The 261-nt window shown below is 45.2% G+C and carries 1 protein-coding gene; it reads left to right on the forward strand.

From position 1 onward, the window contains the following. On the forward strand, window positions 1–261 hold a 261-nt coding region (locus AB4585_RS23265), incomplete at both ends, for a hypothetical protein (RefSeq protein ID WP_372171152.1).

The raw sequence follows: 261 nt of genomic DNA on the forward strand, positions 1-261 counted from the left end.
AACCAGAAGCAATCTTTGTTGCTGCATTGGATTTTGAAACAGAGAACGTTCGCTACTCAGCGAAAGGTAACAGTCCATTAGATGCCGTGAACGCGCTATTCGCATCAAAAACCATCCCTTCATACGCCGATGAATACAATCTACCTGATAGCACAGACTTGGAAATCAAGGTATTCACAGCCGTTCTTCCAGGTACCCCTGAATGGGACAAAAACGACTTCGATCCACAATTGGAGTTTGCACTTGGGCACTGTGTTATGG

The organism is Vibrio sp. 10N.222.49.C9, from assembly GCF_041474985.1.
In the GTDB taxonomy this organism is placed as follows: domain Bacteria; phylum Pseudomonadota; class Gammaproteobacteria; order Enterobacterales; family Vibrionaceae; genus Vibrio; species Vibrio crassostreae_C.